Source organism: Bacilliculturomica massiliensis (genome assembly GCF_900605495.1).
GTDB classification, from domain to species: domain Bacteria; phylum Bacillota; class Clostridia; order Peptostreptococcales; family Anaerovoracaceae; genus Bacilliculturomica; species Bacilliculturomica massiliensis.
In genome coordinates this window covers 435,231-460,698 of the sequence record NZ_LR027602.1, presented here as the reverse complement: position 1 = coordinate 460,698, position 25,468 = coordinate 435,231, and the positions used below count along the sequence as shown (strand labels likewise).

The window sequence follows — 25,468 nt, the reverse complement described above, 5'->3', positions numbered from 1 at the left end:
ATACATTCAGAGTATGTAAGAAGCGGTGATTTGGTTACCGGTGAATACCGCGCTTCACCACGGCCAAAACCTCCGGCGCGCCCTCGCCCTGATTCGTCAGGCGGGCGTGCAGGGTGTGATATTCTTCTGCAGGCAGCTCCCCGGCCAGCCGGAGGACCGCCTCGCGCTCTGCCTTTCCCGCCGGATGCCCGCCGTAGATCGTCACGATCAGGGCTCCGCCCGGCCGCAGCAGCGAAAGGGCCGACCTCATGGCCTCACAGGTGCTGTCCGCCCGGGTGGTGATCTTTTTATCCCCTCCGGGAAGATAGCCTAGATTAAAGACCACCGCCGCCGCCTGACCGCAGACGTACTCCGCCATCCGCCGGTGATCCGCGCAGATGAGCAGCGTTTCCCCGCAGGCCGCCGCTTCGTTTCCCGGCCTTTCACCCGGCGCGCCGTCCAGACGCGGAGCCTCACCCTGGACCCCGAACGCTTCGGTCGTTTCACCCGGCGCGCCGTCCATCAGGCCCGGAACGCCTTCTGCCCTCCACGCCACAGGACAGCCGGCCTCCCGCAGCCGGACTTCCGCTCTCTCCAGAGCTTCCCTCTGAATGTCGAATCCGTAGACCCGGCCGCCCCTGGCAAGGCGCGCCAGCGCCACCGTGTCCCATCCGTTTCCCACTGTGGCGTCCACCACGGTATCCCCGGGCCGCACATACTGCGCCATGAGCAGCGCCGCCAGCTCTGTAGGCCGCGCTATGGGATTTTTCCTCGCCTTCCCTTCCTGCGACGGCGCTCCATTCCCCCAGGCGCTCATCTAACGCTCCTTCAGCGCGAAGGTCTCGATGGCGTAGGCCACGCCGTCCTCCCCGTTGCTCTTCGTAATAAAATCCGCGGCTTTTCTGACCGGCTCCGCCCCGTTTTCCATAGCCACGGAAAAACCGGCGAAGTTCAGCATGGCCAGATCGTTCACACTGTCCCCGCAGGCCATGATCTGCTCTCTTTCCACCCCTAAGATACCTGCCAGATGAGCCAGCGCGTCCGCCTTGCTGGTGGTGGCCCCCCCCAGTTCAAGATTGTAGGGCATGGAACTTGTGACCGTGATGTCCCCCAACTGCTCCAGCTCGTTCCAGACCTGCCGCCGTTTCTCCATATCTTTAAAGATCAAGTTGATATTTTCCAACCGGGTCTCATTGCTGCGTATCAGCTCCAGAACGCTGTCCACAGGCTCTCTTGTACTCAGCGTATACCGCTTCGACTTCTCTGTGACGATCCCAAACTCTTCCAGATTGGAGAGACACCGGCGCTCCGCATAAACGCCGTGATCAAAAAATACCTCCGTCATGATCGACGGGTCTTCCATGATGTGCATTATTTTTTCCACGCTCTCCCTCTCAAGCAGATTGGAATACAGCGTGGTCATATCCGCCAGCCGCAGCAGATTGGCTCCGTTTGAAGTGATTGCGTATTCGATGCCCGGCACCTCCACCACATCCCGGGGCAGGGCGCTGTACACCCGTCCCGTGGCGATCACCACGTGCACGCCCTTTTCCATAGCCCTCTCAAGCGTTCGCCTGCTTTTCTCAGAGAGCACTCCCTGTTCGTTCAGCAGCGTTCCGTCCATATCCAAAGCGATCAGCTTAATATCCGTTTCCTCTCCGCGAGGTTTTTTTCTTTCCGCCCTCTTCATCCTACGTTTTCCTTTCACCATTTGCCGCAAAAACCGCGCGCCGGCTCTCTGCGCCGGCGTTCTCCCTTTAATGTACCACAGCGCGGGCGGTTCGTCAAAACCTGCATATCCCATGCTCCCCAATCTTTTGTTTACTTACCCACAACAAATTGACGTATCAAGGTGAAACGGATATTCTCTGGCGCCTGCTTCCAGCAACCCGGCGGCGGATCCTGACGGTGGACTCCGGCGGCGGACCCTGACGACGAATAGGCGAAAGGCAGATTTTTTTCACGATCTCACATAAAAAGAGCTGCTAAATAGGCGAAAATCAATTTTTTATAGACTTTTCACCCTTTTAGCAGCAAATATTGCTGTATTTTCACCGATTCTCCCGTCATTTTCGGTGATATCTGATTTTTTTTGCCGTTCTCGCCTATTCCGCGGCTTAACGCTCCCGCGGGCTGATATTCTTCGCCCACTTTTTCGGCCGTCGACCGATCCCGCGGCACCATCCCGGCGGACGGCCGCCCGCCCACCGGCCGCCGCCGGGCCGCCCCGCCGCCAAATGACACAGCGGCCGTACAGCCCAACAGTCCAACGGAACGGAAGGCCGGTCTGACGCCGGCCCCATCCAGGCGCCCGCAGCGCCCTGCCTTTCCCACTCAGGACATAAGCAAGCGGATCGCCATATGCCCTTTTGGGATATGGCCAAAAAATCAAGACAAAAAACAGCGGGGCTTTACCGCAGATTTTTCTGCGGCAGCCCCGTTTTATAATGCACAGATAAGGTAGGGTCAGCGCCGTCGCCCGTTCGTTTTGCTTCATCCGCTCAGCCGGCGCGCAGGTACAGCTTCATACCAGAATCACATTGTGTAAAATCAGCTGTGCATCAGTTTCCGGATCGCCTCCTTAGGCTTTGCGCCCAGCGATGTCTCCACCACCTGGCCGTCCTTGAACAGAAGCAGCGTGGGGATCGACATGACGCGGAACTTTCTCGCCAGCTCCTTCTGATCCTCCACATTGACCTTTCCGATCTTCACGTCTTTCTCCTCGTCGGCCAGTTCGTCTACCAGCGGAAGCACCATTTTACAGGGCCCGCACCACGGTGCGAAAAAGTCCACCAGCACCGGTTTATCCGAACGCAGAACCTCCTGTTCAAAATTTTCCTTCGTCAGTTTTAATGCAGCCATGATATTTCTCCTTTCGCATACAATGCTATTCTTACTATTCAAATTCAAACTTTCTTGTTTTGATAGTCTTATTATATGCGATAGAAAAAAACATTTCTGTGAGTTGATCACACAGCGGAAAGGGACCCGCTGCGGACGCCCTGCGCCAAAGCCCCCGCAGCGATCCACGGCGGCCAGCCTGCGCCAAAGCCCCCGCAGCGATCCACAACGGCCAGCTCAGCACACCTCCCACACACGGCACGCCAAGGCCCTCTAAGCGGCCAGCCCACAGCGCACCTCCCACAGAGAGCACGCCAAAGACCCCGCGCCTGAGACCGGGGCCCCGGCTAGCGCAGGCTGTCGCCCGCGGTCTCCTCCAGCCGTTCCCGATCCGTCAGCCGGACGCTGCCCCGGGACAGCTCCACCATGCCTTCTTTCTGAAAATATTTCAGCATCCTCGTGATCACTTCTCTGGCGCTGCCCAGATGCCGGGCGATGATCTCGTGGGTCAGCGTCAGCTTGTCTGCGCCCACTGCGTCCGATTCCTCCAGCAGAAAGGCCGCCAGCCTGGAATCCAGCCGCTTGTTCAGGATCTGATCCATGAGCCACATCACATCGGAAAATTTAGAAGCCATCAGTTCGTTTGTGTAGTTGGACACGGCCAGAGATTCGCTCATCAGCTTGCGGTAAAGATCCGCAGGTATGTTCAAAACGGTGGAATCCTGTTCCGCCTCCACCGTCACATCGAACTGAATGCTGTGCAGCATGCAGGACGCGGACAGAAGGCACATATCCCTCTGCAGCAGTCGATACAGCGTGATCTCCCGTCCTTCTTCTGACACCGTGTAGACCCGAAGCTGCCCCTCCGCCACCAGCATCAGCCCCACGCAGTCGCTTTTCCCGCTGTGGAGCACCGTTCCCTTTTTCACATTCTTTACTGTCGCTCTCTCTGAAAGCTGCCGGCGCTGTTCCGCCTCCAGCTGTTCCCAGAAAGGAAAAAATGCTTCATATTGTTCCAACATCGCCGTTCGCCCTCTTCCTTTCGATCTGATCGGTCTGTCTGCCCCAATTCCATGCCCCAGCCGGCACAGCAGGCTCTGGACCGGCGGCCCGGATCCATTCCCCGCCGCCGGCGTTTTTCACTACAAAGAATATACCACAATCTGGCTCATTTCAACTGGCACTTGCACATTTTAATGGTCTCGCCCCCTGCGTTCACTACGCTGCAGGCGCCGCAGACCCCTTCCCCGCAGCAGATGCGGAAGTTGTTGCTGAACGCCCGCTTCGCTTCGGGCAGGATCCGCTCCGTCAGTTTACCGATCTGCTCCACATAATAATCGGAAGCCAGCACCGCTACGCTGTCGTATTTCTCTTCCGCCATTACCCGCTCCAGCGTCTGCCGGTCTTCTTCGCTTCCCAGACTCATATAACGGATCCGGTGGATCTCCACGCCGCTTCCCGCCGTTTCCGAACCGCTCTCGCTCAGGTAATCGCTGACCAGCTCCGTACTGATCTTCTCCGTGTCCACCACCAGATCTACCCTGTTGCGGTTTCCCAGCGATTCGGCTGTCAGGATCGCCGGGGCCAGACCGATCCCCTTGGCCACCAGCAGCACGCTGGCATTTTTCAGATTTCTGGGCCGCACGGCCTCCAGCCCCTGGATGCCGTTGCGGTATACGCCTCTCAGCACAAAGGCCTCATTTTCTTCGAGCAGCGTCTTGGTCTTCGTGGAGATGACCTTGACCGCCACGTGGATCTGTCCTCGCTCCACATCCGCGTGCATGACAGATATGGGAATATCGTAGAACCGCGTGTCTTTTCTCCCTCTCATAAATACGTAGGACCCGGGACTGCCCGCCTTGATGGCGAACCCTTTTCCCACATCCAATACAAATACCGCCAGATCGTCCAGGTAAAACTTTCGGCGGACGATACCGGCGGTGAATTCTTTTCTCGGATTATTTACTCTGCCGTTTCCCTGCATGAATTCGTTATATATGCAAACGCCCTTCCAGTTGCAGTCGCAGGAATCCTTTCCCTGCAGCCGGCTGCAAGTCAGGCAGTCTCCGGTCAGCGCCAGGTAGCAGGGACAATTCTCCGTCCCCGCGTCAATACAATCGTATGTACTGTAGTTCATGTGCTCCTCCCTCTCAGCCAAAATCGGCCAGGTCTGTTCTTATTTTGTTTCCCCGTCTTCGGAGGGCTTCTCTTTCGCCGGGTACAATATCAAAATATTGCGCTGACCGCCTTTTGGTGACAGTTCGTCACTGCTTCGGTATATCTTCCAGATAATAAAGCGGTACGGAGTAGCAGTAAGTTCCTTCTATGGATACGTGCAGCAATCCCGCCTCCTGCCAGCGGGTGATGGGCGCGGCGCTCTTCTGCGCCAGTTCATAGGCGATCTGAACGTTGGCCTCTTTTCCTTTGAGAATGGGACAGTATACGTCCTCCCTCGTCCCGACAAAAACCTTTCCCTTGTCGCCGCCTGTCACGTCAAATTCCTTCAGCGGCGTATTTTTTTCCGCGATCCTGTACTGCTGGTAATTACTGTAGGCGTAATCCATCAGCGCGTAAGAGTCCTCAAACCAGTTGGGATCGTTCATGACTACGCAGATCAGTTCCATGCCGTCCCGCTCCGATGAGGCCACCAGCGTGCGGCCGGCTGTCTTCGTAAACCCGATCTTGATCCCCGTGCCGCCCTCGTATTGGTACACCACCTTATTTTTATTGTAAAACATATTGAATTTGCCTTCGCCCCGGTCCGCCTGATAGGACTTGGCTTTGGCTACCTCCCGAAAAGTGGGGTTATGCATAGCCTGACGCGCCATGAGCGCCATATCGTAGGCCGTGGTATAGTGGTTTTCATCCTGCAGGCCGTTGGGATTCATAAAATGGGTGTTCTTAGCCCCGATCTCCTGGGCGCGGCGGTTCATCATGTTAACAAATTCTTCCGTGCTCCCGGCGATCTCCTCCGCGATAGCCACCGCCGAGTCGTTTCCGGAACGCAGCATCAGTCCGTAGACCAGATCCCTCATGGGAAGTTTTTCTCCCTGCGCCAGGTAGATGGACGAGCCTTCCACCCCCACGGCTTCCGGCGGGATCTTCACTTCTTTATCCATATTTCCCTGCTCGACGGCGATGAGCGCAGTCATGATCTTTGTGGTGCTGGCGGGATAGATCTTCTCATCCTTATCCTTCTCATAGAGCACCCGCCCCGTATTGATGTCCATCACCACTGCGGTCTTGGCCGAAACGGAAGGCACCGGCAGCGGGCTGGACAGATCGGCGCTGGTCCACGTCTCCAGCGACGAGCCGTCTCCGACGTCCGGTTCTTCGCATGGGTCCTCCCCAACACGGGTCTCCTGCCGCACCCCGTCATCCGCCCTGTTTTCTTCCGCTAGAGAATCGGAATTCGCCTGAAGCAGTCCCATCTCCGGCCCGATCCCTGCCACTCTGCAAAGTCCGAACGCCCCCACTGCGATAAAAACAGCCACAGCCGCCGTCCGCAGCCACAAACGGCTTCCGATCCCATAATTTTTCCCGTTCATTCTGTTCATAAGCCAACCACCCTCGTCTGATCCTGCCCATGCCCGCATCTGTTATGGGGCCTGCGCATGGAATTAATAAACTTCCTCCCAAAAACATATTGTATAAGCTCCCGGAAAATTCTCGAATCGCTAAATTTAAATGCAGGGGCGGTGAATACAGGGCCAGTCCGCTCACTTTCGGCCATTTTCACAGAAAGACAGATTATAGCAGCACATTGACATACACTCCAAAATGCAGCACTATAAAATTGAAATATAATTTTAGTTTGACGGAAGGAAACTTATATGACGCCAGATGAAATCTTGAAATACTGTCTCGAAAATTTAATCAGATCCTTCCCCACCCTGTATACGCATGGATGGGGTGGATCTGTTCATTAAACCCGTCAGAAAAGACTTTTGAAGAATTAAAACCGCTTATTCAAGAAGCCTTTGAATATGCAAAAGAAAAATATAAGAAACGCAGGGATCGAGTCTGAATTACACATCCTCCTCCGGCAGGCCCTGGGCGTCCTTTTCCAGCGTCAGTATGATGACCGCCGCGATGACCATGACGCAGCCCGCGAGGCTTTTAAAAGTCAGTCGCTCGTTGAGGAAGATCAATCCCATAATCACGGACACGATGGGCTCGAACATTCCCAAAATGGAGGTCACAGTAGGACCCACGTTTTTCACCGCCATGGGGATCAGGGAATTGGCCAGCACGGATACGAACATGGCCATCAGAAAGGTGAAAAACCATCCCTTCGGCGTCAGGCTGTAGACCAGTTCGCCCGTGGCGGTGCCAAAGAGGAACAGGAACACCGCGGCCACGCCGCAGGCGTAAAAGGAGATGAGAAAAGAATTGAGACGGTTCATACCGCACTTATCCATGATGAGCATATAGGCTGCGTAGGCCACCCCGGACCCCAGCGCCAGCCCCACGCCCACCAGATTCAGCGTCATATCCCCCGCCAGGATCGTCCACAGTCCCGTCACTGCCAGCGCCAGCGCGGCCACCTTGCCCCGGCTGATCCTGTCGTGAAACAGCAGCACGCTGCCCACCGCCACCAGTACAGGATAGATATTGTGCAGACAGGTGGTAAGGCCCACGGAGATATAATTGTAGGAACCGTAGAGCATGAGTCCCGTGGCGAAAGCCCCCAGAAACCCCAGCAGGATCAGTGTAAAAAATTCCTTTCTGGTGACCCGGATGCTCACTCCTTTGGCTTTTAACAGCGCCAACAGCACAGGAAAGGAAAACAGGCTCCGAAAAAACGTCAGCGTGATCGTATTGCTGCCTTCCATATATGTAATTTTGCCGAATATAGGGGTAAACCCATAGATCACGGCCGCCGCGATGGCGCAGATAATTCCCAGACTTTTGCTTTTCTTCATACCGGCTGATCCGCCTCTATCTCTTCCCGCTCCGGCGCTTCTTCCGGCTTTGCCAAAGCCGGATCTTCAGCCCCATTCCCAGCCGGATCCTCCGACGCAGACCCGGACGCCTGAGTCAGATCGATGGCGATCTGCTGAAAATCCAGACTGTCCTCCGCATCCCCCTCGTCTTCCGCCAGAATGGCGCTTCCGATATCGTCGATGTCCGGCAGTTCTTTCAGGCTGGAAAAGCCGAAGCCCTCTAAAAACAGCTTTGTCGTTCCATATAAAATAGGTCTGCCGATGGCGTTGCTGCGGCCTTTTTCCTCGATCAGGCCTTTTCTGGTCAGACCTTCGATCACCCGGTCGCATTTGATCCCCCGGATCGCTTCGATCTCCCCTTTTGTGACCGGCTGCTTGTACGCGATGATCGCCAGCACTTCCAATGCGGACTGGGACAGTCTCTTTTCCTTCACCGGCGTGCAGAGACGCTCTATATAAACGCTGTTCTCCGGCCGGGTGCAGAACTGAAAACTCTTGCTGATCTCGCGTATGACGATCCCGCGCCCGCCGGACTCGTATTCTTCCTGCAGCTCCCTGAAGCAGTCGTAGACCTCCCGCCAGTCCATGTTGAACATCTCGGCCGCCACCTTCACATCCAGAGGCGATCCCCAAACGAACATCATGGACTCCAACGCGGATTTTATAGATTTCTTACTGGTCATAAGGTTCCCCCGTCATCTGCGCCACGCTTTCCTCCCCATTGTTCAGCGTCAGCAAAATATCTCCGTACAGCACGTCCTGTCTGGCTGAGATCGTATGCTGCTTCAGCAGCTCCAGCATAGACATGAACGTGAGCACCACATTGAATTTCGTCTGTTCCGCAGCCACCAGCTCGCTGAACCGCACCCGCCTTGACCTCCGGAAAAACTCACGGATCTGGCTGATCCTGGTCTCCACGGACATGCGCTGCCGTTCCACGCGCTCATAAGTCTTTCGGATCTCCTCCATCTTTCTCTTCTTGATGAGAAACATGTCGAAGGCTTTCATAAACTGGGCCAGATCCAGGTCGAGATACTCGTCCGGCTCCCTCGTCCAGGGGGTCAGATCCTCCTGGGGCTTGACGAAGATCCGGCTCTGCAGTTCCTCCTGGGCGGCCAGCATCTCCGCCGCGGCTTTGAACCGCTTGTATTCCAGGATCCGTTCCACCAGCTCTGTCCTGGGATCGTCCTCGATCTCCTGTCCATCCTCCGTCTTCTGACGGGGCAGCAGCATTTTCGATTTGATCTCGATCAGCGCCGCGGCCAGTACCATGAACTCTCCGGCCACCGTCACATCCTGCCGTTTCATATTTTCAATATACGAAAGGTATTGTTTTGTGATCTCCGACACCTGAATATCATAAATACTCATCTGCGCATGCTCGATGAGATACACCAGCAGATCGAAGGGTCCCTCGAAAATGTCGAGCTTTACTTTATAAGACATATATCGTTTCCCTTTATTTTATCTTCCGTTTACCGGTCGTTTTCCGCAGGTTTTCACTGCGCCTTTGTTATTCTATCACATCCATTTTTGCAAGGCAAACGAATCCCTCTGGTGCCCGGAAAATCCTGCGGCAGAAAGTTGCATATTTGTATTGTGTTTTTCCCTCGATTTGGTATAATTATTCCCGCTGCTCATGGCGTTCGTTCACCGAAAAAGGCCGCAGGCAGCAGGCCGGACAAAGACCGGGCACAGAATGGGCACAGGCTGATCACACGCAGCCTGCGACTCTGGAAATAAACCGCCCAAGGGCGGATATGAGAGGAGCTTGATAATGTTTAAAGAACTGAAGCGGGAAGCGGAGAAATTTAACGGAAGGCGCTCACTTTCGGCAGTCCTTCTGGTCGTTCTCGCCGCCGTCATACTATCGTATTTTCTGCCCCGTGATCCCGCTGATTTTGGAATGGCCTCGCTGATCCCGGCCGCTTTCCTGATCGCATACATCTTTGCCACCCAACGCATACTGGAAGCCTTGACGCTGGCCTCTGTCACCGGTTTTATCATGGTGTCCCGGCCGGACGTCCTGTCCCCCGGAGGAAACGGGGACTGGCTGATCGACGGATGGCAGTGGTTTCACAATATTCTGACCGCCTTCAGCGACGCCGCGCTCTCGGTGATGATGAGCGAAGACATCGCCTGGCTCATCATCGTCTGTGGTCTCATGGGCAGCATCATCGCCCTGATCGAAAAGGCTGGCGGTTCCTTTGCCTTCGGAGAATGGATCGCAGCCAGGGCCAGGACCAGAAAGTCCGCCCTGATCTGCACCTGGATCCTGGGCATCGTTGTATTCATAGATGATTATCTGAATTCCCTCACAGTGGGCTCCTGCATGGCTCCGCTCACGGACCGCCATAAAGTGCCCCGGGAATTTCTGGCTTATGTGGTGGATTCCACGGCGGCTCCCCTCTGCGTGATCATACCCATCTCCACCTGGGCTGTGTTCTGTTCCCGCATCCTGGAGACCAATGGATGGGCGCCTGCCGGACAGGGACTGCTCTACTTTGTAAAGACCGTGCCCTACAATTTCTACGGCTGGATCGCCGCCGCAGTGGTTCCACTTGTGATCTTGGGCGTTATCCCCACCTTCGGCCCCATGAAAAAAGCGGAGGCCCGCGTGCGGGACGGGGGACCGCTGGCCCCGGAGGGTTCCGAAAAGATCGACATCCGGGCGGGCGCGGATATGGGCGGCATTCCGGCGGATCCGAAAATGCGCAATCTCTTTGCGCCTATCATCGTTCTCGTCATGTCCACTATCTTCTTCAATGTGGACATGCAGCTGGGCGTACTGTTCACTCTGGGCTTCATGTTCATCTTTTTTCTGGCCCAGGACCTGATGACGGCGGAGGACTTTGCCGACGTCATGCTGCAGGGTCTGAAGAACATGATGATGCCGCTGATGCTCATGATCCTGGCTTTTCTCTTCGCCGAGGTCAACGAACAGATCCACTTTACTTATTACGTGATCACCACGGCCACGCAGTATATGACGCCTGCCCTCATGCCCGTCACCGTCTTTATCGTGCTGGCCGTCACCGAATTTATCACAGGCACCAACTGGGGCATGTACATCATCGCCCTGCCCATCGTCATCCCCCTGGCAGTGACGCTGGACGCCAATGTGACGCTGACTGTGTCCGCCGTACTTTCCGCAGGCGTTTTCGGCAGCCACATCTGTTTCTACTCGGACGCCACAGTCATCACCTCGTCGGCCACCGGCTGCAACAACTTCGACCACGCCTACACCCAGGCGCCCTTCGGGCTGTTCTGTGCGGGATTGTCAGCCCTGCTGTTTCTCGCCGCGGGATTTGTGCTGTAGATCAGTTGATCTCGCGCAGTTTCTCCCCGTCGCTCTCAAAACTGCAGTCCCGATCGGGGACCGTGTAGAAGATCTGCGCGTTTTCTTCCCGCAGGGCCCCTGCGATACCCGGATCCGCCGTCTCCGCTGTGACGACGGCGATCTCCGGCTTCAGCTGCCGTATCGCCTCTTCTCCCTTTTCTGACCGGCGTCCATGGTGAGGCACCTTGTAAAGATCCACCGGCTCAAGCTCGTAATTTTCCATCTCTTCCAACCGAACTTTCTGAGCGTCCCCGGCAAACAGCATGCGAACGCTCCCGTGCTCCGCCAGCGTGATCAGAGAGTAATTATTATCTTTATTATAGTTGATCCTGTCCGGCGGAAAGATGCGCAGGTCCAGATCGCCGAAAACAAACTCTCTGCTGCGCGACAGCGTCATCACCGGCGCGCCGCTCTGTTCCATCTGATCTTCCAGCGCCTGTAATCTGTCATTATCCTTCATATAATAGGGCATCACGATCATCTCAACGGACATGGACTCAAGCAGCAGCGGCGCCGATCCGATGTGGTCCTTGTCCGGGTGCGTCAATATCAGACAGTCGATCTTCGATACCTGTTTCCTTTCCAGAAATTCCAATATCCGCGGGCCGTCTGCCTCTTCGCCGGTGTCGATGACCACGCATTGTCCCCGGCTGAGAAGCACCGCGCAGTCCGCGTCACCGGCAGTGCCCACAAACCAGATTCCGGCGGGCTCCACCGACCCTTTCCCTTCCAATATGAACAGAAGCCCGATCAGCGCCGCGGTCAGCGCCAGCAGCCCCGCCGCCCGCAGAAATACCAGCATCGCCTGTTTCCATTTTTCCATCCGCAGCCTACCCCCATTCCGCAGTCTCTCTTCATTGGAAATGATCGAACACCAATTCCCCAAATCCGGTCAGATCCTCCCGGGTCCATCCGCTCAGTTTCCCGCAGTCCGCGCGCAGGACGCTGTGGATCTCATCTTTGCCGCTCAGAGCCCAGGCCGCCCAGCTTACCTCCCGATCCGCCATCAATTCGAGAAAGGGCAGCGCGTTTTCCACATAGATCTCTGTCTGCCGCAGGCCGTTTTCTTCCGCTTCTTCCGCAGAGGGATCAGCGTCCCCCAGCGTTACGCCCCATTCCGTGACAAAGATGGGCAGACCCTGATCCAGAAGGGCTTCCAGCTGCCCTGGATCGCACGGTTTCTTCTGCGCTACGTCGATGTAACGGTGCATGGTGTACATGATGTTTTCGTAGGGCAGAGGATCCGCCAGCGGCCCCCGGAAATCCGTACAGTAATTGGGCACCCCTGTGAGGATCACAGCTTCCGGAGCGTTGGCCCTGATCACCGGGATCACACGCCGGGCATACCGCACGATATCCTCCCACTGGGTATCCCCGTTGGGTTCGTTGCAGATCTCATATAAAATCCCCGGACAATTCCCATAGTGAGCGCTGACCCCGTCAAAAAAGGCCGCAGCCTCATCTGCCAGCTCATTGGGGTCCCCGTCCTTTAAAATATGCCAGTCCACGATCACATACATATCCTCTGCCAGAGCGCTTTCGATCCCCATATATAAATAATCCAGACTGCGCTGCGGATCTTCGATATAGGCTCCCGGGGGCTCCGTATACACAGCGATCCTCATCAGATTGGCTCCCTCTTCCCGCAGCGTTTTCATCGCCCCTCCGTTAAGATAGCGGGGGAACCAGCTGATCCCATGACTGCTCATCCCCCGCAAAACTGCCGGCTCCCCATGTTCATCCGTCAGCCGGGCATCCTGCACCCGCAGCCGCCCATGGGCCTCCACGCCGTTTCCTGTCCTCTGAGGCGACCCGCAGCAGCAAAGAACGCCTGCCGCCGTCAGCGCAGCCATCGCCATCAACAAGATTTTCTTTCTCATAAGTCCTCCTGACCGGCGGTCTGAAAAAACGGAAAGCTGCTGTCGGAAAGATTCTGCGGATACAGCATGATGATCACATAGTCAAGATCGTTTTCCTCCAGATATGCTCTGAGGTCATCCGGCGTGTACTCGATGTTCCAGAGCATATCTACCCTGGCGCAGTCCTGCGCCAGAAAGGCTCCCACAGGCGTAGCGAAAGAATCCCGCAGCAGAAGGATCTTCTTATCATTGGGCGCCTGGCGATTGATCAGACGGCTGTAGACTGTCAGCTCGTTCAGATAAAAGGCCCCGGCGTTCAGATGATAGGGGTCCATCCCAAGGATATCCTCCTTCAAAAATGCTTCCCGAAAGGCGCCTGACCGCATTGGCGCATCGTTAGAGATCCAGAGATAGCTTCCCTCCGCTTTCGGCACCACGGCCGTATAATCCTCCATGCCCCCGGCATACGCCAGACCGGTTTCCCTGCCCTGAGATCCCAGCATAGCGTCCGGATAAGTCACAACGTCATAATGATCCAGATCCCGATCTACTCCATCAGGGTCCAGTCCCGCCCCAAACACCTCGTTCATCCAGGAGACCAGCGCCCGATACCCCTCAAAAGCGGCCAGAGGCGTCCAGTGGTGATCCGTCTTAAACCACATCTCATCATAATCCAGACCGGAACGCTCCATGCTTTCGCGCAGGTCCAGATAAGGCACGCCGTAGTAACGGAGCCAGCGCAGCATGTCGTCGGCTTCTGCGGTAAAGTCGTCATAAGGGATCCCCGCATACCGTTGTTCCGCGCGGACGGTCTTAGACGGTTCCAGCACAAAGCCCAGCGGGACCCCTCTTTCTTTCAGAAAATCAGACAGTCTCCGCACCCGGACGGCCAGTTCCTTCTGATCGTCCCCAAACCCATTCCAGAAATTCCCCGAATAGAGATATCCCGCTTTGTCGATCACATTGACGAACGCATTTTCTTCGTGCTTATTCAGCAGCTTCTGTATCCGGCCGTACCCTTCCAGCATCTGATACCGTCCCAGTACATTTTCTTCCAACACGGCGTTCAGCTCCGCTATGCCCTTTGAAATTTCCGCCGGATCCAGCGCCGCAGCTTCCGCTTTCAGCAGTTCCTGCGCCTGCAGAAAATTTGCGCCGGAAAATGCCAGCAGTGCCAGAACAAACAATAAAGCAAAAATCCGGTTCCCCACTTTTTTGATTCTCTCCACAGCTGCCTCCCGCCGCTAAAAATTAAAATAGATAAACGGATTGTATCCGCCTTTGACCAGGTAGATCACGCACACGAAAAACAACCCCAGCATGCAGACGGGATAAAGGGCCGCAGATCCGACGGCGGCCGCCTTCCCGCATATGGCCGGCTTCCCGCTGAACTTCGCGGCCAGTCTCCGCTCCAGCCATTTTCCCACCGGCAGACAGAAGATGATCCCCGCCGCCCAGAATACGGCGTATTCCTTTAAGAACATCCACACGTAACTGTTATACAGGCCGTTTTGATGAAGGCCGAACAGATTCCCCATGAACTCCCTGTATTGATAAAAGTTTTCGCTGCGAAACAGCACCCAGCCCAAATTAATAATAACAAGCGCAATGACGTGCTTCCACACTCCGGGCAGCTGCATGGTCTCATAGCGAAACAGCCGCTCTAAAAGAATAAATGTAAATTGGAACAGCCCCCAGAAAATAAAGGTCCAGGCAGCTCCGTGCCAGACGCCGGTGAGCAGCCATACGATCAGCAGATTACGCACCATCGCGTCGGCATTCTCCACCCTGGATCCTCCCAGCGGAATATAGACATATTCGCGGAACCATGAGGACAGCGAGATATGCCAGCGGCGCCAGAATTCGCTGATCGACTTTGAGATATACGGATAATTAAAATTTTCATCGAAGGTAAATCCAAACATTTTTCCCAGGCCCAGCGCCATATCCGAGTATCCGGAAAAGTCGTAGAAAATCTGCAGCGTGTAGGCAAAAGATCCCAGCCAGGCGAGAAGCACCGGCACCTTCATCTGCTGATGGCCCGCCATGGTCATGGCATAAATATTGTCCGCCACAATGGCAAAGGTATTGGCTAAAAGCAGTTTCTTGCCCAGACCCCGGACAAAACGCGCCGCTCCTTCCTCAAACTTTTCCCATGTATGCCGTCGATGGAGAAGCTGTTTTTCCACGCTTCGGTAACGAACGATAGGTCCTGCCACCAGCTGCGGAAAAAGTGAAATGTAGAGCGCCACATAAAAGGGATTCTTCTGCGCCGGCGCGTCTCCCCGGTAGACGTCGATCACATAGCTGAGCGCCTGAAAGGTAAAAAAGGAAATGCCGATCGGCAGCAGAATATCGACGGCAGGCAGTACGGTCTTCCATCCCACGGCGGCGTTAAACCCGTTGATCGTCCTCACGGCAAAACTCAAGTACTTAAACAGGAAAAGTACTCCCAGATTGGCCGCGCAGTCCACGATCAGAAAAAAACGCTTATATCTCTCCCAACGCCGCAGCATGAGAGCCAGCAGCCAGTTTACCAGGCAGGATCCGACTAAAAGGACCACGTATCTCGGTTCGCCCCATGCATAAAACAGCAGGCTGAACAGGAGCAGCAGCGCGTTGCGCAGTCCCATGCCCAAAAATCCTGCAGTGTAATAGAGAATCAGGATCGCCGGCAGAAAATAAAACAAAAATACTACGCTCGAAAAAACCAAAGCTCTCTCTCCTCTGCAATCGCCCGGGCTGCAGCCTTACTTCCCCAGCCCTTCACGGTTCCGATCACGACGGTCTCCCATCCTTCCCGGCCTCTTCTGCTCTTTGCGCCGCGGCATTCTCTGCCGCCGCAAACAGTTTCTCATAAGCGTCCTCAAACAACAGTTCCTCCCAGTTTACCACGGCAAACAGACCAGCTTTGGGGTTTCCGTCCGCCGGACGCACACACCGCATCCGCGCGGAGCAGCCGGGAATGAGCAGCTCCAGTTCCCTTTGACCTTCGCCGGCGCCGGTCAGAAGAATGTATTTATAATTGCAGTTCACCGCCCGGACAGGCGTTCCGCTGCCGGTCTCCAAGTCGAGATCCAGATCCACCCGGGGCAGCTTGCGGTTGGAGGTCCTGCCGCTCTGCGCCCGCCTGTGGATATTGATAAACACGTCTTCAAAGACGCTGACCGACCTATGGATCTGATCTGCCAGGCTGTGATGATGATCGTAAAGCATCTGGTAATACTCATCCTTGTTTTTTCCCTCAAGCTCCACGATCTCCAGACCGTACTGCCATCCCCCGTCCCGTTTCGCGACCTGTACGGTCCGGGCCTTGAATCTCGTCTCATAACGCTCTGATTTCAGATGGATCCCCACCGTATCATTGCCGTCAGGCAGATAGATCGCTTTCTGCGTCATCAGGGACAGACCCGTCTCCGACAGGTCTGCCGTCTCGCCGTAATAGGACGTGCCGCGGTAATGCACCTCCACCGGAACGCTGATCCGAAATCTGTCGTTTGCCCTCAGATTTCTGCGCCCCACCATGAAGAAAACGGCCATCACCAGATTCAGTCCATTGACCGCCAGCCAGTAAATAATGATCGCAGCGCCGAAGTTATTGTTCAGCACGGCGGACCTTACCGATATAAGCAGCGCGGCAGCGTCCAGCAGCAGCAGGATCATATGGGGAGCCGCCAGGGGCAGATCCGATTTTTTTCCCACCGTCCGCGTCTTATTGGTCACGTCGAATTTTTTCTGCTGGATGAACAGCGTCTCCATCAAAATAGGAAGGATCATATACGGGAAGATGGTAGTGTCTACGATATTGCTCCATCTCTGCGTGCGAAGCCTGCCCGATGTGACTTTCAGGGCGTGGTTGTACAGAAGGTAGGACGGCAGCCATATCAGAACCAGCTCAGGCAGGCCGCAGATCACCACCGGAATACCAAACAGTACGAACAGGATCGGACAGACGATGTATACAAAGCGCCGCGCGAAGGTCCACCAGTACAGCAGACAGGAAATGTAGCTGAGTTTTGTGTTGAGTTTCAAATTCGGGTTGCGCAGAATGCGGACCCGCCGCAGCGATGAGATACATCCCCGTCCCCAGCGCCGGCGCTGCCTGATCAGACTGTCCACGTCGGTGGGCGCCAGCCCGTGGGCCAGAGGCTGATCGAAGGCGTAACAGGTATATCCCTTCGCCTGGATCAGAATGCCCGTCTCAAAATCCTCTGTGATCGTTCCCGTAGCTATTCCGCCCACATCCTCAAGAGCCTGCCGGGATATGAGGGTATTGGAGCCCGCGTAGATGCTGGCGTTGGCGCTGTTGCGCCCCACGTTGATCTCCCGGAAAAAGAAATCCTGTTCGTTGGGGATGCGCTGTTCGCTGAAAAAATTGAACTGAAACAGATCAGGATTGTAAAAACTCTGGGGAGTCTGGATAAAGCCGATCCTGTAATCTTCATCCCGCTCTTCCTCCGTTCTCTCCCTCCACGATCCGTCCTCCAGCTGTTTCATCCGCGGCAGAAAAGTATAGGGAACGGTCTCCATCAAAAAATCGTGGGTCGGTATCATATCCGCATCGAAGGTGACGATCCACGGAGAACCGGTCATCTGAATGGCATTGTTCAGATTGCCCGCCTTCGCGTCCCGATTCTCCTCCAGCGTACAATATCCCACGCCCATTTCAGCGGCCAGTTTTGCCATCTCCGGCCGGTTTCCGTCGTCACAGATATAGATATGGACTCTGCCCTTATCGGGATAATCCATGTGCTTACATCCGTTGACCGTTTTGTAGAGAAGCTCCGTCTCCTCATTGTGGGTGGCGATCAGAATATCGATGTGAGGGAACCAGGAAAGCGGCACTTCCGGCTTCTCCGGCATGTTTTTTTTCCGCAGGCGAAAAAAGTGTTCGCTTCCCTCCAGCATGGAGATCGTCTCAGAGGCGACCAGCAGCATTCCGCAGACAGTGGCAAACCATCCGTAGATCTGGTGTTCCGGTATGGTAAAAAAGATTCGCCAGACTACGTAGACCGTCATGCTGAGCACGGCGATATAGATCCACGCCAGTTCCCTGCCGCTCTTGCTGTTCTTGGTATTGCTCTTCGCTTTTCGGGCCACGAAACGTTCACCTCTCTTGCCATAGGGCGTACCCTGTCAGTACCTGCGGCTGCGCTGCACCAGGACCACCGCTATAAAAAAGGCCAGCAGACACAGGATGGCCGGCGTTTCAAAGGACGATCCCTTTTCCTCATATCTTCTCACATAAGGCAGATTCTGATCCATAAAGCGGGCGTGCAGGATCAGAAAATCCTCGACGCGCTTTACTTCTTTTTCAAAGCTGTCCGAATCCCTCCATATCGACAGACCGGTCTCCTCCTCTGTCAACACGGGAAACTGCCCGGCGTACTCCGCCCTCCACCGCTGTGTATCGCGGCTGACGGCGTTTCCCAGATAGTCCACCGTATCTCCGACGATCTTCTCGATATTTTCATCGGAAAGCAGACCCGCCCGCAGCTGTCCGAAGCGGGTCGTCAGCATTTTTACAAAGACCGGGTCCTTCACCATCTGTTCATACCAGGGGCGGGAGCCCAGTACGATGTAATCATAGCGCGTCAGCTCGTTGGTCACATTGTCGGCGCATCCGTCAAAATCCCAGACCGGTCCCATGGTGATCCTTCCCGCAGTGTCTTTGTAAAAGTAAGTGGAGTGCACCCCCGCGTCATAACTGGCCATGAATTCATTGATCAGAAAATAATCGCAGAACGATTCCATGTCAATGTACTGCCGGTATCGGACGAAAGTCCCCGCATCTTCCGAATATAAGATCCGTTCAAACTCGTCGATCTCCCCTTCGATCTTCGCCAGGGACTCCGCTGTGACCGCCTTTTCATTGGGATAGATCAATTCGATCACGGCGTCGTTTTCCAGTCTCAGATCCCAATCCTTTCGCTTTTCCCGCCGGCGGGAGAGCCAGGTGTCGAGGGTGACCGCGCTCTTATCGTATCGGTCCCTTCTTGCCAGGTAGGGGACCGCCGCAGCCGACGGATCGTATTTATCAATATCTACCCGGCCTTCCCCGCGGCTTACCGGCTCCAAAAACATGTACAGTCCCTGATAGCGGTACCGCTCCCCTTCCTTCATCAGCACCTCGCAAAAGCGCACATCCGGCGTGGAGGCCTGCAGCGTCCCCATAAAATTCATGCCCAGATAGGTCCGCAGATGCGAACGGTCGCTTTGGGTACCGTTTAAGACCCAGTCGTCAGATGGCTCCATGCCCAGGATCGGGATCCTGTTCTTTTCCCCGTCCTCCGTCAGCAGTTTGATCCGGTATTGAAGCTTGGCAAGCATGGCGGAATGATTCCCCCGCACTTTCAATTTCCCCTGGGACTGCTGCGCAGGAGCGTCCGTCGGATGATTCACATGGTTCTCATTGTCGATGACGGAGAGAGTCATGGGCGTGTATACGTCCACACCCTCCGGATATTTCATGGAATCGGTGGACGAATCGTAATACTTGTAGTTTACGATCTCCCTGCCGCCGGTGTCGATCACCACTACGGGAAGATGGCTTGCAAAGGATCCGTCAACCAGGAAATCCCCGGGCAGTTCCGTCGGACCCGTCGAGGGATCGGCGTCTTTCTCTGCCTCATGCTGCCACACCCTGCTGTGGACCTCCTCCTGGCTGTACTGCCACATCCCCAGCCCCGCGCACATGAAGACGGCCAGCGCGATAACGCCGCATACGGCCAAAACTGGTCTTCCCGCTCTCACAGATACCTCCTTTTTATCCCCATCCCGCTCTGACTACGCGGTGATCTCGTCGTTCTGCGCAACCAGATTCACGTCGTACACCTCCTCCAGGGCCAGCAATTTCCCGGTGAAGTCGGCGCCATTCTTCTTTTTTATCTGCTTTTCTGTCAGTTCATAGATATATTCCACATTCCCGCGGGCGGCGTTTTTCGCACACAGGCGCGCCTTTCCCTCAAAGGCGGTCTCCAGACTCTGTTCCACCTGAGCGGAGGCCGACGTCCCGCAGTGGATCACCAGCAGGAACCGATTGTTGGGCATTGTGTTTCCGATGATCAGCATCAAAATGAAAAGGATCGTGCTGCCGAGAATAGCGATCATAAAATCGGAGACCCCGCAGCAGACGCCCGCCGCCACGCACCAGAAAATGTACGCCGTATCTCTGGCATCCTTCACAGCCGTGCGAAAACGCACGATGGATAACGCGCCCACCATCCCCAGCGATAAAGCGATATTGTTGCCGATCACGCACATGACCATAGTGGTGACCATGGTCAGCATCCACAGAGAAACATTGAATCTGGAACTGTAAACAGCGCTGGAATGGGAAAACCGGTACGACAAAAAGATGATGAAACCCACTCCCAGCGCGGCCAGAAAATTCACGATGATCTCCTGTACGGACAAGCTTCCCGCATGGTTGGTGATATAATAAAGCAGATCCTGATTCATAACAAATTTCCTCCTAGTCCGTATCTCCGCGCGGCGCAGTATTTGCTGCATGCCTGTTCCGTAAGCTGAAAGGCCGAAACAGTCTCCTTCACATAGCTGGGGAGAAATTGATTGTACTTTATTTCCAACGTGGCCCCGCCGATGGGGCCCACCGGATAGAGAGGGGGATCGGGCGAAAAAAGATCAAAGCTTCCCTCATGGGCGCGCAGCTCGCTGTCCAGCGTGACCCGCGTGTCATTCATGGCCGCCACAAAAGCCGCCCGGCGGTACTGCACCACACATCGCGGGTTATACGCCTGGGAAACCATATACGCATAGATCTCCATCGCCAGCGGAGAATCGTAATTCATAAGGCAGCGGAGACGCCCCTCCGTCAGCTCCATCGCGTCCACTTTTTCTAAAATCAGGCTGCGCTTCCTCTGCTGTGAACCTCTTTTCTGTTTCCACTCCAGCTTCACCGGTCCTTCTCCTCCATAGGTCCGCAGACGGATCTTTCCCCGGCACTCCACTCCGTCTTTTTTCTCATAATAATCTTTGTTAAAAAAGGAATCGAAGTACAGAGAACGCACCAGATATCCCCCGTCCGAAACGCAGTGTCCGTCCAGTTTCAGCACACCCATGAGACGGCGGTGCAGACCATAATATACCGCCCCGGATACGGGGTACTTTTTTTCCGTGCGCAGAACATCCAGGAATTCCGCCATGCTGTGCCTCCCTTTTTCCTGCCATACCATCCGCTTTCCCAGGCTGCAGTGCGGCCGTGGGCTTCGCCTGCCTCACGGCCTCTGCACAACAAAACGCGTCTGCATGCAAATAAGAAGAAATATGCATCCCACTGGTAAAACGGCTCTAAGTGCGATGCATACTGAAATTCAAAACAGAAATAACAAAATAAGGCTGTCCTGCATCAGGCCGGCCCCTCCCTTGCGCCAAGTCGGATATTTCAATCGTTCATCCGACGATCCAACATCAGAATCATAGCATAATCAACCGAATTTCTCAATGCAGATTTCACTTTTCCCTTAAATTAGAAAGCGTTCCGCCCGTGAAGATCTCAGGCGGAACGCTTTTTTTATGCGTGTGGGATATTGGTGTGCGCCGCGATCTCGCTGCTCACCGTGCACAGGTCCTCCACAGACAGCTGGTGTACGTCTTCCCTGCCCGTGATACGCGCGAAGATCCGCAGTTCTTCCAGAGACACATTGAGGAAATTGGCTACCCGCGCGGCGGCCGCTTCGGAGTCCAGACGCTTTCTCAGCTCCTCATCCTGGGTGGCGATGCCTACCGGGCATTTTCCTGTGCCACAGATGCGGTACCGCTGGCAGGCGGCCGCCATCAGCGCCGAGGAGGCGATGGCTACGGCGTCGGCTCCCATGGCCAGCGCCTTGGCAAAGTCTGAAGAGACCCGCAGCCCGCCGGTGATCACCAGATCCATGGGGATCCCGTTCTCGTCCAGATATTTTCTCGCCCTGTAAAGCGCGTAGATCGTCGGTACCGAACTGGCGTCCCGCAGGAATTTCGGGCTGGAGCCCGTCGCTCCGCCCCGTCCGTCGATGGTGACGAAATCCGCTCCGGCAAAGGCGATGATCTCCAGATCCTTCTCAATGTGGCCAGCGGCGATCTTCACGCCCACCGGCCTTCCCTCCGACTCTTCTCTCAGCTTATCCACCAGCGCCTTCAGATCCTCCTTCGTGCGGATCCCCGGGAAGGTAGACGGACTCTGCACATCCTGACCCAGGGGCTTATTGCGGATCTTTGCGATCTCCTCCGTCACCTTTTCTCCGGGCAGATGGCCGCCCATTCCGGGCTTGGTCCCCTGACCGATCTTGATCTCGATGGCGTCTGATCGTTTCAGATTCTCCGGCGTCACGCTGTACAGATTGGGAACGTACTCAAAGATGTAGCGGTAGGACGCTTCCATCTCCTCCGGAAGGATACCGCCCTCCCCGCTGCACATAGCCGTGCGGTTCATCGCCGCTCCTTTTGCCAGCGCCACCTTCGTCTCCGCCGACAGCGCGCCGAAGGACATGTGGGAGATGTACACAGGGCTGTCCAGCACCATGGGCTTCTTCGCCCTCTTTCCGATCACCGTCTGCGTGTTCACCGGCGCGCCGTCCTCTAACGGCAGACGCCACAGCTGCCCGCCCAGGATCAGAATATCGTCCCAGGAGGTGACGGGCATCTCCGTGCTCATAGCCCCGTGGAGCATCCGCCCTCCCACCGCCATCTCGTGGATATCGTCCATGTGCCTGTCGGCGGGCCCCTGCTTTTTTACATACTCTTTCAAGTAGGACAACGGGCTGTCTCCCGTCTCCGAAGCGCCGGCGCCGCCGGCGTCCTTTCCGGCGTCTGCAGCGCTCTCTCCGGCCCCCGGTCCGTCGCCTGCGTCTCCCACCGGTTCAAATCCTTCCCCGGGAAATGTGCAGACCGGACATTTCCAGTCATCCGGAAGATCCTTCCACGCCGTTCCCTCCGCCGCCTCATCGTACACGAATCCACATACAGGACATTTATACTGTGCCATCTTCAACCTCCATCGTCTCTTTGTCTCTTGTGCCGGCCCACCGCTTTGCAGCGGCGGCGGCCTGCGTCTTCTGTCTCCATTATACGCCTGTTTTTCAGAAAATTCCGCACATAATTATCGAAGGGTTTCTTTTTCTCTCCGACAAAAAACAGGAATCATTACTAATTTACCCGTTCCTCTTTTTCTCAATCACTGATTTCCGTTGCAATATCCTGCCGAATCACGTAATATGATTGTATAGTTAAATGAAGCATTCATATGGAATGGCAGAGAGGTTACTATCATGGCAATTATTGATGTTGTAAAATTTGACGGACCTTCCAACGTTTACGCCTGGAAGTATCCCAGCCAGGAGCTGGGCACCTGGACGCAGCTCATCGTGAACGAAGCGCAGGAGGCTGTTCTCTTTAAAGGCGGCACGGCGCTGGACGTCTTTGGAAGCGGCCGGCACACGCTGGAGACCGCAAACATTCCGTTGCTGTGCAATCTGATGAACCTCCCCTTCGGCGGCAGATCTCCCTTTACCGCAGAGGTGTGGTTCATCAATAAGGCGGCGTCTCTGGACATCAAGTGGGGAACGGCCACGCCCATCCAGATCCAGGACCCGAAATACGGCGTATTCATCCCCGTCCGCTCCTACGGCCAGTTCGGAATACGCATCGAAGATTCCAGGAAGTTTCTCGTCAGTCTGGTGGGCACCATGCCCTCCTTCGACAAGCAAAATCTTCTGAAATATTTCCGCGGACTCTACATAACGAAAGTGAAGGACACCGTATCCTCCTACGTCATCCGCAAGCAGATCAGTCTGCTGGAGATCAACGCTTATCTGGACGAGATCTCCCAATTCATGAAAGAGCGCATTGAACCCACCCTGCAGGAATACGGGATCCGGCTGCTCAATTTCTATGTGAACGACATCAATGTGCCGGAGGACGATTCCGCCGTCATCACGTTAAAAGACGCTCTGGCCAAACGGGCGGAGATGAATATCATCGGTTACAATTATCAGCAGGAGCGCTCCTTCGATACGCTGGAAGGCGCGGCCAACAACCCCGGCACCGCCGCGAGCATCATGGGCGCCGGCCTGGGCCTGGGGCTGGGCGTAGGCATGGGCGGAGCCTGAAAAAAAACCCTGTCAGCTGTTTTTCTGATTTCCAATTTTTCTAGACCGGCGGCCCCTGCAGAACCTGCGGCGGCCGCCGCCCCGGGGGAAGCCCCGTATTCCCTGTCTTTTATACCCATCTGGTGTGTATAAGAGACAGGCGTAGGCATGGGCGGAGCCGTCGGCGGCTCCATGAGCGGCATCGCGCAGGAACTGAATCCCGCCGCTTCCCCGGCGGGTACCTGTCCCCGATGCCACGCCTCTCTGATACCCGGCAAGCGCTTCTGCGCGGACTGCGGATACGATACGGCAGCGCCGGAGCCCCCCGCGGCGGAACCCCAGTCTCAGGCTTCCGCCGAGCCTTCCGCAGAAGCGGGCGAGCCGGAGCCGGCGATCAAATGCAGCCAATGCGGCACGGTTCTGACTAAAACCACCAAATTCTGCCCGGAATGCGGCAGTAAATACAATCCCTGTCCTCAGTGCGGCGCCGACATGCCGGAAGGCGCGGACAGCTGTCCCGAATGCGGGCGCAGACTTCCCGCTCCCTGCCCAGGCTGCGGGGCCGTGATCGAATGGGCAAACAGCAAATACTGCCCCGAATGCGGTACGGAACTGATCCGGAAGTGCCCGAACTGCCGCTCGGTAGTGTTCGGTTCGCCGAATTATTGTCCGCTCTGCGGTCAAAAGCTCTGATTCAGAAAGGACGATGGGAATGAAAAACAGAAGTAATATGGTAACGCTCTGTGCAGGCGTCATCACCATGGCCGTCACAGCGCTTATTTTTATCCTGAATTTTGGCCTGCGCGCCGAGATCTCAAAGACCGGCCTGGGGTTTATGCTCCTGGCCGAGGCGGTGTTCTTCGGAGGCCTGCTCCTTACCGGATGGCTGGCCCGCAGAGGCTGCGGCATCATGCTGCGTTCCGGGGGATACAGCCTGCTGACCCTCTACGCAGCCGCCTCGATCCTCCTGTCGGTCCTGTTCCTCAACTCCTTCCGGGGCTTTGCTATGCTGCTGACGAGTCTCCAGATCGTACTGCTGGCCGCAGCCGTCATCCTCTATCTCATCATCTGGCACTTTTCCAGACGCACAGGGGAGAAGACCCGGCGCATACAGCAGGCCGGAAAACAGTTACGCGAGCTCGTCTCCCGGTCGGAACTCCTGGCAGATGAATTTGCCGGCGAAAAGCAGGCGGCCGGTCTCCGCGAGATCGCGGAAGCCCTCCGCTGCAGCGATCCCGGGGAGGCCACGGACATCGACCGAATGATCGGCGAAGAACTGGAACGGCTGGATAAACTGCTGCACAGCGGGGACGAATCGTCCTCATCCGGAGCCGACGAGACCATCGTGCATATCCTCTCGCTGATCCGGCAGCGGGGCGCCCAACTGAAAAACAGCAGATCAGGAGGGATCTAGTC

General features: G+C 55.8%; 23 protein-coding genes. 5 read left to right on the top strand and 18 right to left on the bottom strand.

What is annotated here, in order from left to right:
- Positions 1 to 34 precede the first annotated feature (34 nt).
- The 6 genes from E0E37_RS18690 to E0E37_RS08295 form a co-directional block, all read right to left on the bottom strand.
- Positions 35 to 796, bottom strand: a complete 762-nt coding sequence (locus E0E37_RS18690) for a class I SAM-dependent methyltransferase (protein ID WP_207302935.1) — start codon at positions 794 to 796, stop codon at positions 35 to 37.
- The gene (locus E0E37_RS08315; RefSeq protein WP_165445285.1) at positions 797 to 1,669 is read right to left on the bottom strand and encodes a Cof-type HAD-IIB family hydrolase; all 873 of its coding nucleotides are present in this window, start codon (positions 1,667 to 1,669) and stop codon (positions 797 to 799) included. It abuts the gene before it with no gap.
- An 860-nt stretch (positions 1,670 to 2,529) separates the two neighbouring features.
- Positions 2,530 to 2,952: a thioredoxin gene (trxA, locus tag E0E37_RS19295; protein WP_456298049.1), complete on the bottom strand. Its 423-nt coding sequence runs from the start codon at positions 2,950 to 2,952 to the stop codon at positions 2,530 to 2,532.
- A 215-nt stretch (positions 2,953 to 3,167) separates the two neighbouring features.
- Complete coding sequence (locus tag E0E37_RS08305; protein WP_130862570.1) at positions 3,168 to 3,842, bottom strand: Crp/Fnr family transcriptional regulator; 675 nt, start codon at positions 3,840 to 3,842, stop codon at positions 3,168 to 3,170.
- Positions 3,843 to 3,988: 146 nt separating this feature from the next.
- Complete coding sequence (locus E0E37_RS08300; RefSeq protein ID WP_130862569.1) at positions 3,989 to 4,957, bottom strand: hypothetical protein; 969 nt, start codon at positions 4,955 to 4,957, stop codon at positions 3,989 to 3,991.
- A 127-nt stretch (positions 4,958 to 5,084) separates the two neighbouring features.
- The gene (locus tag E0E37_RS08295) at positions 5,085 to 6,377 is read right to left on the bottom strand and encodes a D-alanyl-D-alanine carboxypeptidase family protein (protein ID WP_165445284.1); all 1,293 of its coding nucleotides are present in this window, start codon (positions 6,375 to 6,377) and stop codon (positions 5,085 to 5,087) included.
- 299 nt (positions 6,378 to 6,676) lie between these two features.
- On the opposite strand from E0E37_RS08295, the gene E0E37_RS18885 reads away from it, so the two are divergent.
- Positions 6,677 to 6,847, top strand: a complete 171-nt coding sequence (locus E0E37_RS18885) for a DUF6194 family protein (RefSeq protein WP_330548566.1) — start codon at positions 6,677 to 6,679, stop codon at positions 6,845 to 6,847.
- A gap of 1 nt (position 6,848) precedes the next feature.
- Here E0E37_RS18885 and E0E37_RS08290 read toward each other — a convergent pair whose 3' ends face one another.
- From E0E37_RS08290 to E0E37_RS08280, 3 genes are read right to left on the bottom strand one after another with little or no spacing between them, the layout of a single operon-like run.
- Positions 6,849 to 7,745 carry a DMT family transporter gene (locus E0E37_RS08290; protein ID WP_130862567.1) on the bottom strand — a complete coding sequence of 299 codons (897 nt, stop codon included), beginning with the start codon at positions 7,743 to 7,745 and terminating at the stop codon, positions 6,849 to 6,851.
- The gene (gene scpB, locus E0E37_RS08285) at positions 7,742 to 8,449 is read right to left on the bottom strand and encodes an SMC-Scp complex subunit ScpB (protein ID WP_130862566.1); all 708 of its coding nucleotides are present in this window, start codon (positions 8,447 to 8,449) and stop codon (positions 7,742 to 7,744) included. The genes E0E37_RS08290 and scpB overlap by 4 nt, the downstream gene beginning before the upstream one ends.
- Positions 8,439 to 9,212, bottom strand: a complete 774-nt coding sequence (locus tag E0E37_RS08280) for a segregation and condensation protein A (protein WP_130862565.1) — start codon at positions 9,210 to 9,212, stop codon at positions 8,439 to 8,441. Before E0E37_RS08280 ends, scpB begins: the two co-directional genes overlap by 11 nt.
- A 331-nt stretch (positions 9,213 to 9,543) precedes the next feature.
- Here E0E37_RS08280 and E0E37_RS08275 point away from each other — a divergent pair, with 331 nt between their 5' ends.
- Positions 9,544 to 11,085, top strand: a complete 1,542-nt coding sequence (locus E0E37_RS08275; RefSeq protein WP_130862564.1) for a Na+/H+ antiporter NhaC family protein — start codon at positions 9,544 to 9,546, stop codon at positions 11,083 to 11,085.
- 1 nt (position 11,086) lies between these two features.
- Here E0E37_RS08275 and E0E37_RS08270 read toward each other — a convergent pair whose 3' ends face one another.
- From E0E37_RS08270 to E0E37_RS08230, 9 genes are all read right to left on the bottom strand, one after another.
- Entirely contained in the window at positions 11,087 to 11,929 is an 843-nt protein-coding gene (locus E0E37_RS08270; RefSeq protein WP_130862563.1) for a ComEC/Rec2 family competence protein, read from the bottom strand.
- A gap of 31 nt (positions 11,930 to 11,960) precedes the next feature.
- On the bottom strand, positions 11,961 to 12,986 hold the full coding sequence (locus tag E0E37_RS08265; RefSeq protein ID WP_130862562.1) for a glycoside hydrolase family 5 protein: 1,026 nt from the start codon (positions 12,984 to 12,986) through the stop codon (positions 11,961 to 11,963).
- Positions 12,983 to 14,194 carry an alginate O-acetyltransferase AlgX-related protein gene (locus E0E37_RS08260; RefSeq protein WP_130862561.1) on the bottom strand — a complete coding sequence of 404 codons (1,212 nt, stop codon included), beginning with the start codon at positions 14,192 to 14,194 and terminating at the stop codon, positions 12,983 to 12,985. Before E0E37_RS08260 ends, E0E37_RS08265 begins: the two co-directional genes overlap by 4 nt.
- Positions 14,195 to 14,209: 15 nt before the next feature.
- Positions 14,210 to 15,679, bottom strand: coding sequence for an MBOAT family O-acyltransferase (locus tag E0E37_RS08255; RefSeq protein ID WP_130862560.1), 1,470 nt, complete (start codon positions 15,677 to 15,679; stop codon positions 14,210 to 14,212).
- Between the two features lie 64 nt (positions 15,680 to 15,743).
- The gene (locus tag E0E37_RS08250) at positions 15,744 to 18,065 is read right to left on the bottom strand and encodes a glycosyltransferase family 2 protein (RefSeq protein ID WP_130862559.1); all 2,322 of its coding nucleotides are present in this window, start codon (positions 18,063 to 18,065) and stop codon (positions 15,744 to 15,746) included.
- Positions 18,066 to 18,101: 36 nt separating this feature from the next.
- Positions 18,102 to 19,718 (bottom strand): CotH kinase family protein, encoded by a 1,617-nt coding sequence (locus E0E37_RS08245; RefSeq protein WP_246019670.1) that lies wholly within the window; start codon positions 19,716 to 19,718, stop codon positions 18,102 to 18,104.
- A gap of 33 nt (positions 19,719 to 19,751) precedes the next feature.
- The gene (locus E0E37_RS08240) at positions 19,752 to 20,426 is read right to left on the bottom strand and encodes a DUF4956 domain-containing protein (protein ID WP_130862558.1); all 675 of its coding nucleotides are present in this window, start codon (positions 20,424 to 20,426) and stop codon (positions 19,752 to 19,754) included.
- On the bottom strand, positions 20,423 to 21,130 hold the full coding sequence (locus E0E37_RS08235) for a polyphosphate polymerase domain-containing protein (protein WP_130862557.1): 708 nt from the start codon (positions 21,128 to 21,130) through the stop codon (positions 20,423 to 20,425). Before E0E37_RS08235 ends, E0E37_RS08240 begins: the two co-directional genes overlap by 4 nt.
- Positions 21,131 to 21,498: 368 nt before the next feature.
- Positions 21,499 to 22,950 (bottom strand): glutamate synthase-related protein, encoded by a 1,452-nt coding sequence (locus E0E37_RS08230; protein ID WP_130862556.1) that lies wholly within the window; start codon positions 22,948 to 22,950, stop codon positions 21,499 to 21,501.
- 283 nt (positions 22,951 to 23,233) lie between these two features.
- Between E0E37_RS08230 and E0E37_RS19085 the strand changes: the two genes are divergently transcribed.
- From E0E37_RS19085 to E0E37_RS08215, 3 genes are all read left to right on the top strand, one after another.
- Positions 23,234 to 24,073: an SPFH domain-containing protein gene (locus tag E0E37_RS19085; protein ID WP_130862555.1), complete on the top strand. Its 840-nt coding sequence runs from the start codon at positions 23,234 to 23,236 to the stop codon at positions 24,071 to 24,073.
- A 147-nt stretch (positions 24,074 to 24,220) separates the two neighbouring features.
- Positions 24,221 to 24,745, top strand: a complete 525-nt coding sequence (locus E0E37_RS19080; protein WP_130862554.1) for a double zinc ribbon domain-containing protein — start codon at positions 24,221 to 24,223, stop codon at positions 24,743 to 24,745.
- Positions 24,746 to 24,764: 19 nt separating this feature from the next.
- On the top strand, positions 24,765 to 25,466 hold the full coding sequence (locus tag E0E37_RS08215) for a hypothetical protein (protein ID WP_130862553.1): 702 nt from the start codon (positions 24,765 to 24,767) through the stop codon (positions 25,464 to 25,466).
- Positions 25,467 to 25,468: the final 2 nt, after the last annotated feature.

Excerpts from the sequence above, each read along its gene's own strand:
- E0E37_RS08305 (WP_130862570.1), bottom strand. The coding sequence starts at position 3,842 with ATGTTGGAACAATATGAAGCATTTTTTCCTTTCTGGGAACAGCTGGAG.
- E0E37_RS08300 (WP_130862569.1), bottom strand. The coding sequence starts at position 4,957 with ATGAACTACAGTACATACGATTGTATTGACGCGGGGACGGAGAATTGT.
- E0E37_RS08290 (WP_130862567.1), bottom strand. The coding sequence starts at position 7,745 with ATGAAGAAAAGCAAAAGTCTGGGAATTATCTGCGCCATCGCGGCGGCC.
- E0E37_RS08270 (WP_130862563.1), bottom strand. The coding sequence starts at position 11,929 with ATGGAAAAATGGAAACAGGCGATGCTGGTATTTCTGCGGGCGGCGGGG.
- E0E37_RS18690 (WP_207302935.1), bottom strand. The coding sequence starts at position 796 with ATGAGCGCCTGGGGGAATGGAGCGCCGTCGCAGGAAGGGAAGGCGAGG.
- E0E37_RS08280 (WP_130862565.1), bottom strand. The coding sequence starts at position 9,212 with ATGTCTTATAAAGTAAAGCTCGACATTTTCGAGGGACCCTTCGATCTG.
- E0E37_RS08275 (WP_130862564.1), top strand. The coding sequence starts at position 9,544 with ATGTTTAAAGAACTGAAGCGGGAAGCGGAGAAATTTAACGGAAGGCGC.
- E0E37_RS19085 (WP_130862555.1), top strand. The coding sequence starts at position 23,234 with ATGGCAATTATTGATGTTGTAAAATTTGACGGACCTTCCAACGTTTAC.
- scpB (WP_130862566.1), bottom strand. The coding sequence starts at position 8,449 with ATGACCAGTAAGAAATCTATAAAATCCGCGTTGGAGTCCATGATGTTC.
- E0E37_RS08240 (WP_130862558.1), bottom strand. The coding sequence starts at position 20,426 with ATGAATCAGGATCTGCTTTATTATATCACCAACCATGCGGGAAGCTTG.
- E0E37_RS08315 (WP_165445285.1), bottom strand. The coding sequence starts at position 1,669 with ATGAAGAGGGCGGAAAGAAAAAAACCTCGCGGAGAGGAAACGGATATT.
- E0E37_RS08230 (WP_130862556.1), bottom strand. The coding sequence starts at position 22,950 with ATGGCACAGTATAAATGTCCTGTATGTGGATTCGTGTACGATGAGGCG.
- E0E37_RS19080 (WP_130862554.1), top strand. The coding sequence starts at position 24,221 with ATGGGCGGAGCCGTCGGCGGCTCCATGAGCGGCATCGCGCAGGAACTG.
- E0E37_RS08215 (WP_130862553.1), top strand. The coding sequence starts at position 24,765 with ATGAAAAACAGAAGTAATATGGTAACGCTCTGTGCAGGCGTCATCACC.
- E0E37_RS08235 (WP_130862557.1), bottom strand. The coding sequence starts at position 21,130 with ATGGCGGAATTCCTGGATGTTCTGCGCACGGAAAAAAAGTACCCCGTA.
- E0E37_RS08265 (WP_130862562.1), bottom strand. The coding sequence starts at position 12,986 with ATGAGAAAGAAAATCTTGTTGATGGCGATGGCTGCGCTGACGGCGGCA.
- E0E37_RS08295 (WP_165445284.1), bottom strand. The coding sequence starts at position 6,377 with ATGAACAGAATGAACGGGAAAAATTATGGGATCGGAAGCCGTTTGTGG.